Consider the following 737-nt stretch of genomic DNA (forward strand, 5'->3'; position numbering starts at 1 on the left):
TGATCATGCTGGATCTGCCATCGGCGGAGGAACGCCGCCGCCTCGGCGCGCACGGCGGCTTCAAGGCCGATTTCTACAAGACGAGCGATACGATACTGTTCATCGAAAGCGAGAAGGAGCAGGCGCGCGCGATCGCGCGGATATCCGGCAAGCCCGTGTTCTGCGTCGAGACCCAGCACATGTTGCAGCCCGATACGCTATCGCTCGCCTATCTCGGGCAGAACGTCCGGACGGTCAGCCGCAAGTTTCAATCGCTGCAGGGCCAGCATGGCTTTACGGGCGCGCTGGAGAAGGTCGCGAAGCGGGCCTTGAAGCTGGGCTCGCGGTAGAACCGGGAGAGTCAGTGCTTGGCCAGAGCGCCCAACGATCGCAGCCGCGCCAGGGAATAGGCCGCGCACTCCCGCGCACTCAGTCCGCCGACAAGAAAAGCCTCGATCAGTGAGCGTATCGCGACGACATGGTTGGGCCTGCGCCGGTTGATCTCGAGCGAGACGAAGCGCGCGATGCTTTTTCGGCTCATCGCGCGTCTGTGCCGGGCAAGAAATCTCAGCGACGGCATCACGGAGGCCGTGCGGCTGACATTGGCCCCGGATTGAAGGTGATAGATCACGGTCGGGCTCGGCAAAAGAAACATCGCCGTCTGGTCCCGGATCATCCGGAATATCAGATCCCAATCCTGATGCCGCCGGAGACGTCCGTCGAACATGAACCTAACGGCGGTCTGGCGCGGCATCAGC

1 protein-coding gene and 1 pseudogene are annotated in these 737 nt (G+C 62.7%); one reads left to right on the forward strand and one right to left on the reverse strand.

Features of this window, described 5'->3' with window-relative positions; translation table 11 throughout:
- A pseudogene (locus tag AC1D00_RS43855) lies at positions 1–329 on the forward strand (phosphoribosyltransferase); the annotation flags it as partial.
- 11 nt (positions 330–340) lie between these two features.
- Here AC1D00_RS43855 and AC1D00_RS43860 read toward each other — a convergent pair.
- Positions 341–737 (reverse strand): hypothetical protein (locus AC1D00_RS43860; RefSeq protein WP_477015034.1); only part of this gene is annotated, 397 nt, incomplete at its 5' end.

It is taken from the genome of Bradyrhizobium sp. P2_E8, assembly GCF_056403875.1.